The sequence below is a fragment of the Mesorhizobium sp. WSM4817 genome, from assembly GCF_055811135.1.
Map to the genome: position 1 here is coordinate 1 of NZ_JBVVQQ010000016.1, position 6,062 is coordinate 6,062.

Below are 6,062 nucleotides of genomic sequence, written 5' to 3' on the forward strand. Positions count from 1 at the left end.
CGGTCGAGTGCCTGCTTGGCCGCATCGCGCAAGTCGGCGCTATCTGCGAGGCCAAGATAATTGTTGGCGCAGAAATTGAGCAGCTTGCGGCCGCCGACCTCGATCTCGGACGACTGGGGCGAGGTGATGACGCGCTCGCGCTTGTACAGGCCCTCCGTCTCGATCTGCGAAAGCAGCTCGCCAACGTGGTCTTTGAGAGTCGGTGCCATCGTGCTTCCACTTCCATTGGTGATCTTCGCGGTCTTGCTCATGCGATGTCTCCCCGGAGCACGCGCAACATGCGCTCGAAGTGGCCTGGATCGTGTGCTTTGAGGAGCGCAGCTTCCCGGGGCTGGTACAGATCCCAGAGACGCGACAGCCAAAAACGAAATGCTCCAGCGCGCTGCATTGCAGGAAGCAAAAAGCGTTCGGGTCCAGTGAGCGCGCGAACTGACTCATACGCGCCGAGAAAGGCGGCAACTTGCTTAGTGTCTTGGCGGCCGGTGCCACTATCGACGCACCAGTCATTGAGGCAGACGGCTATATCGAACAGAAAGGTGTCGCATCCGGCGAAGTAGAAATCGAAGACGCCGGTCAGGTGATCACCTTCAAACAACACGTTGTCGCGAAAGAGATCAGCGTGCACCGGCCCCCTGGGGAGTTGCTCGTAGGTGGAGGACACAGCAATGTGGTTCTGAAAGGCCAGTTCGCTTGTGAGCAGCGAGCGCTGTCCCTCGGATACGCAGCGGCCGACCACCGGCACCACCGCGTTCCACCATTCGAGGCCGCGCGGATTGGCCTGTCGCCGTGGGTAGTCGCTCGCGGTCACGTGCATTCGCGCCAGGATCTCCCCGACAGCGCGACAATGCGACTCTGTCGACGCCGTCACGCTCTCGCCAGGAAGCCTGTTGACGATCACGGCAGGCCGGCCTTTTAGCGTGTGAAGGATTTCGCCTCTGACGTTGGCAACCGGATCCGGGACCGGCATTCGCCGCGCCGCAAGGTGCTTCATCAGGTGAAGGTAGAAGGGCAATTGCTCGAACGTGAGCCGCTCGAACAGGGTCAGCACATATTCGCCTGCCTCGGTATCCACAAAGTAGTTCGTGTTCTCAATTCCGCTTGTGCTGCCGCGAACGGAATTCGGCTGTCCCAGGCCCAGAGCCTGAAAGAAGGCTGCGACTTCGTCGGGTGACAGCTCGGTATATACGGCCATGGCGAAAAGGTCCCGGTCGAGGAAGCAGCATTTCAGCAGACTGCGGCCCGCAGGGTTTCGGCGAGGTAGGTCTTGACGGTCTGTACATCGGCGGGAAGCAGTTTGAACCGTCTCGGCAAACCCTCTATGCCATCGAACCGTTGCGGAGGAACTGGCTCTCGGCCCAGGGCCTCCCTGATGGTCTCCGCAAATTTGACCGGCAGGGCCGTCTCGAGCACGATCATGGGCACATCCGAAACCGAATGCTCGCGCGCGACCTTCAGGCCGTCTGCAGTGTGTGGATCGATCAGCGCGTTGAAGCGGTGCCACGCGTCAGGGATCGTCTTCAACCGGTCGGCGTGGGTGCTCTTCCCGCTGCGGAAACCAAAATGGTCCGCCGCCTTCCCGAAGGCGGGATCCCCGCTGAGATCGAACGACCCGCTTTCGCGCAGTTGATCGTCGAACAGCGATCTCGTCCGGCTGGCGTCGCGACCGAGCAAGTCGAACACGAAACGCTCGAGATTGGAGGCCTTGGAAATGTCCATGGATGGGCTCGAGGTTTCATAAGTATCCGCCTGGCCCCGCACGCGATACACCCCGGTGCGGAAAAACTCATCGAGCACATCGTTCTCGTTGGTCGCAATCACGAGACGGGAAATGGGAAGTCCCATCATACGCGCAACATGACCGGCGCAGACGTTGCCGAAATTGCCCGAGGGAACGGCAAAGTCGACCTCTGACGAATTCTCTTCAGTCACCTGAAAATAGGCAGAGAAGTAATACACCACCTGAGCGACCAGCCGGGCCCAGTTGATCGAATTTACGGCGCCGATCCGGTGGCGCCTCTTGAAGTCAGCATCGCCGGACACGGCTTTCACGATGTCCTGGCAATCGTCGAACACCCCTTCGATGGCAATGTTGTGAATGTTGTCGTCCTGCAGGCTGAACATCTGGGCTTGCTGGAAGGCGCTCATGCGTCCGTGGGGCGACATCATGAAGACGCGGATGCCCTTCTTGCCGCGCATGGCATATTCCGCCGCGCTGCCCGTGTCGCCACTGGTTGCCCCGAGGATATTCAGCTCCACACCCCGCCGCGCCAGTTCATACTCGAGCAAATTGCCGAGCAACTGCATCGCCATGTCCTTGAACGCCAGGGTGGGACCGTTCGACAGTTCCGCCACATGGAGACCGCTCTCAAGCGTTCGCACGGGCGCGATCCTGGCGGTCCCAAAAACCTCGGGCCTGTAGGTCTTTGCACAGATGGCCTTCAGGTCAGCGGGCGGAATATCGTCGATGTAGAGCGACAGGATTTCAAAGGCGAGCACTGGGTAGGACAAGCCCCGCCACCGATCCAGCGTGGCATCATCCAGCCGAGGGTAGACCTCGGGCACATAGAGGCCGCCATCCGGGGCAAGGCCCTCAAGCAGAATCTCGCAGAACTTCCTGCGTTCGGGATGGCCGCGCGTGGAGATGTAGTGCATGTGATGCTGTTCCTTGTCGCCGCAATTGTTCGGCAAGGGTCGAGTGACCGCCACCCTTCGGCCTTCAGCGGCTGGCGCGCCACCAGGCGATACGGTCCTGCAGGGCGTAGCCCTTGATAACGGCCGGCAGGAACCACGGATTGCCACGATAGAGCGGGATCGCCGCAGGCGGCCGAAAGTCGAACGCGGTGCGCGCCCGATCGCCATGTCCCATCAGCTTGTGAGCCGCACGCGTGCCGACCCATGGCGCCCAGACCACGCCCGAACCGCAGAAGCCGGTGGCATAGAGCACGCCATCCTTCTCGAAGATCCTGGGCAGCATGTCACGGTGCATCGCCACATTGCCGAACCAGCTATGCGAGAGTCGAACATTTTCCAGTTCAGGGAAAAGCTCGACCAGCCCGTTGCGCAAACGGAGCGTCGGGGCTGCCGGATCGCCTGCACGCGAGCTGTCGCGCCCGCCAAGCAGGATGCGTCTGCCGTCCGGCGAAGGGCGATAATAGAAGCCAAGCTCGCGGCCCTCACCCATCATCATCCGCTTCGGCATCAGGCGCGCCATGAGCTCAGGCGCGAATTCCTCGGTGGCAATGATCCTGCTGCGAACCGCCACCAGCCGACGGCGCAGGAACGGACTGGCGCCATCCGTGTAGCCATTTGTGCAGACCAGGACCTGCCGCGCCTGCACCGTTCCGGCCGAAGTGGCGACGCGGAACCCGGAGCTATCCCTTTCAATTGACGTCACGGGCGTGTTCGAATGCACCGCCAGTCCCGAAGCGAGCGCCACCCGCAGGAGCTCGGCGTGGAACTTGGCCGGGTGCAGCCCGCCGATGTCCATCCTGACGGTGCCGCCGCGGTAGAAGTCGGTGCCGACGTAGTCGCGCTGCGTTGCATATGGAACAGCGTAGGATTCGATCCCCAGTTTTCTCGCCAACCCCTCGGCGCCGCGGGCCATCCTCTCGTACTGTTCATATCCGATGGCGCCCTTGAACAGGCCAACCAGTTGAAAGTCGCAGTCGAGCTTTTCCGACTTGATGAAGTCGTAAAGGAATTCGCGCGCGACCTTGCCCTCGGCCTCGATCGCCATGGCTTTTTCTTCGCCGAAGCGCCGGGTTATCGTGGCGTAGTCCAGCCGGATGCTCCCGCTGGTAATTCCGCCATTGCGCGACGAGGCCCCCTCGCCCGGATTCATCGCATCAAAAGCTGCAACCGAGCGCCCCTCGCGCGCCAGCGCAAGCCCGGCCGAAAGCCCCGCATAACCGGCGCCGACGATTGCCACATCGACCGTCCTCGCCAGGGGCTGCGGCGGTAGCGCCGTGACGGGCGCCGCTTCCCACCAGTAGGGTGTGCTCTTGTTGGCGACTTTCGGCTCGTGCATGAGAGTCACTTCTCGATGGGTTTTCGGGTGAGGCGCGGGCCGCTTTTGTGATCAGACGCGGTCGTCCCGCACGTCGAGCGCATCGCGCAACCCGTCGCCGATGAAATTAAAGCTTGTCACGGCGATGGTGATGGCGGCGCCGGGAATGATCGCCAGCCAGGGTGCACTGTCCAGATACTGCTGGGCGCCCTCGAGCATGTTGCCCCAGCTGGGCAGCGGCGGCTGAATGCCATAACCCAGGAAACTGATATAGGCTTCCAGGAGAATGGCGTGCGCGACTGTCAGCGTCGCGGCCACGATGATCGGGCCCATGGCGTTGGGCAGGATCTCGCGGAACATGATATGCGCACCGCTAAGCCCCAGCATGCGCCCGGCCAGCACAAACTCGCGCTCGCGCAATGACCGCACCTCGGCCTCGACAATCCGGGCTACCTCCATCCAGCTGGTGACAGCGACGATGACGGTGACCATAGCCGGGCTCGGCTTCAGTGCCGCGGCCAAGGCCAGCAGCAGGAAGATCGAAGGGAATGACAGGAACCCGTCGACCGTGCGCATCAGCGCTGCGCCGATCCAGCCGCCGCGGTAGCCCGCGATCACGCCGACGAGTGTTCCGATCAGCGTCGACAGCAGCATGGCAAAAAAGGCCACCAGCAGTGAAGTCCTCCCCGCCATGAACAGTCGCGCCGCCACGTCCCGCCCCAGAGGATCGGTCCCGAGATAGTGGTCGCCGGTCAGCGGCGGTGAAAAGCGGGCGCGCAAATCGATGTAGAGGGAATCGTAGGGAAGGAGATGAGGGCCGAAGACGCATGCCAGCGTCAGGAGGGTGATCATCGCCACTCCCAGCAACGCCAGATGATGGCTCGTGAAACGGCGCACGGTGCGGCTGCGCCACCAGCGGCTTGGTCCTGCATTTGCGACGAGAGCGGTCATTTTCGGGTGCCTCCTGTTGGGCGTGAGGTTAGGCGCTCAACCCAGACGAATGCGCGGGTCGACGATCGCCACGGCAATATCTGCGATCAGGTTGCCCAGGATGACGAGAATGGCCGAGAACATCAGCAGTCCCATCACGACCGGGTAGTCGCTGTAGCCGAGGCTGTCCAGGAACAGTCGACCCATCCCCGGCCAGGTAAACACTGTCTCCGTCACCAGCGCGCCGGTCAGGATGCTGGGAAGCTGCACCCCAGCCAGTGTGATCATCGGCAAAAGCGCATTGCCGACGACGTGCTTCATGATGACTCGGCGCTCGCTCAGGCCCTTGGCGCGGGCGGTCTTGACAAAATCCTGGCTGATGGCGTCGAGCGTCGCCGATCGCATGTAGCGGCTCCAGATCGCGACATGCACCAGCGACAGCACGATGCTTGGCATGATCAGGTGATGCAGGTAATTCAGGACCGAACCGTCGCCGATCGTGTACATGTTGCCTGCAGGCAGCCAGCCCAGCTGCAGGGAGAAGATGTAGATGCCGACGAGCCCGAACCAGAAGGTCGGGATCGACAGCGCGACCATGGCTCCGACCGTCGCCATATAGTCGAACAGCGAATAGCGGTGCGTGGCGCCACGAATGCCGATCCAGGTGCCGATGGCGATCGCAATCGCGGTGGACGTCCCCATCAGCAGCAGCGTCGCAGGGACGTGCCGGCCAATCACTGCCAGCACAGGCGCGCCGTCGCGGAAGGAGTGGCCCCAATCGCCCTGGAGAAGCCGCCAGGCCCAGTCGAAATATTGGATCAAAAGCGGACGGTTCAGCCCCAATTGCTCTTTCAGGCGATCGAGATCGTCCTGAGTCATGCTGGGATCGAGCCCGAATTGCGCCAGCGGCCCCCCCGGCAGCAGGTTCAGGACGAGGAACCCGATGACCGACACGATCAGGAGCAGGATGAGGCTCTGTGAGAGCCGGTTGAGCAGGAATCCGCGCATTTCAACTCTCCTCTTTCAAGACAGCGCCGGTGACTGGCGGGGGGGCGCGGCGGCGGGCGGGGGGGGGGGGGGGGTGGGGGGGAAAAGAAAAAACCCAGAGGCCCGGCGGCGCCCGGGG

Annotated in this window: 5 protein-coding genes and 1 pseudogene; all 6 read right to left on the reverse strand. The window is 62.5% G+C overall.

The genetic code is table 11. The features are described 5' to 3' along the window. Nucleotides 1–209, reverse strand: a pseudogene (locus AC0L2K_RS21145) (glycine C-acetyltransferase); the annotation flags it as partial. A gap of 38 nt (nucleotides 210–247) precedes the next feature. Continuing rightward, nucleotides 248–1,192 (reverse strand): homoserine kinase, encoded by a 945-nt coding sequence (locus tag AC0L2K_RS21150; RefSeq protein ID WP_473524937.1) that lies wholly within the window; start codon nucleotides 1,190–1,192, stop codon nucleotides 248–250. 32 nt (nucleotides 1,193–1,224) lie between these two features. Then, nucleotides 1,225–2,652, reverse strand: coding sequence for a threonine synthase (gene thrC / locus AC0L2K_RS21155; RefSeq protein ID WP_473532238.1), 1,428 nt, complete (start codon nucleotides 2,650–2,652; stop codon nucleotides 1,225–1,227). A gap of 64 nt (nucleotides 2,653–2,716) precedes the next feature. Further along, on the reverse strand, nucleotides 2,717–4,027 hold the full coding sequence (locus AC0L2K_RS21160; RefSeq protein WP_473532239.1) for an NAD(P)/FAD-dependent oxidoreductase: 1,311 nt from the start codon (nucleotides 4,025–4,027) through the stop codon (nucleotides 2,717–2,719). A 51-nt stretch (nucleotides 4,028–4,078) separates the two neighbouring features. Continuing rightward, on the reverse strand, nucleotides 4,079–4,957 hold the full coding sequence (locus AC0L2K_RS21165; RefSeq protein WP_192363930.1) for an ABC transporter permease: 879 nt from the start codon (nucleotides 4,955–4,957) through the stop codon (nucleotides 4,079–4,081). Nucleotides 4,958–4,993: 36 nt separating this feature from the next. Then, nucleotides 4,994–5,944 carry an ABC transporter permease gene (locus AC0L2K_RS21170; RefSeq protein WP_473524934.1) on the reverse strand — a complete coding sequence of 317 codons (951 nt, stop codon included), beginning with the start codon at nucleotides 5,942–5,944 and terminating at the stop codon, nucleotides 4,994–4,996. Nucleotides 5,945–6,062 lie beyond the last annotated feature (118 nt).

Excerpts from the sequence above, each read along its gene's own strand:
- AC0L2K_RS21150 (WP_473524937.1), bottom strand. The coding sequence starts at position 1,192 with ATGGCCGTATATACCGAGCTGTCACCCGACGAAGTCGCAGCCTTCTTT.
- thrC (WP_473532238.1), bottom strand. The coding sequence starts at position 2,652 with ATGCACTACATCTCCACGCGCGGCCATCCCGAACGCAGGAAGTTCTGC.
- AC0L2K_RS21160 (WP_473532239.1), bottom strand. The coding sequence starts at position 4,027 with ATGCACGAGCCGAAAGTCGCCAACAAGAGCACACCCTACTGGTGGGAA.
- AC0L2K_RS21165 (WP_192363930.1), bottom strand. The coding sequence starts at position 4,957 with ATGACCGCTCTCGTCGCAAATGCAGGACCAAGCCGCTGGTGGCGCAGC.
- AC0L2K_RS21170 (WP_473524934.1), bottom strand. The coding sequence starts at position 5,944 with ATGCGCGGATTCCTGCTCAACCGGCTCTCACAGAGCCTCATCCTGCTC.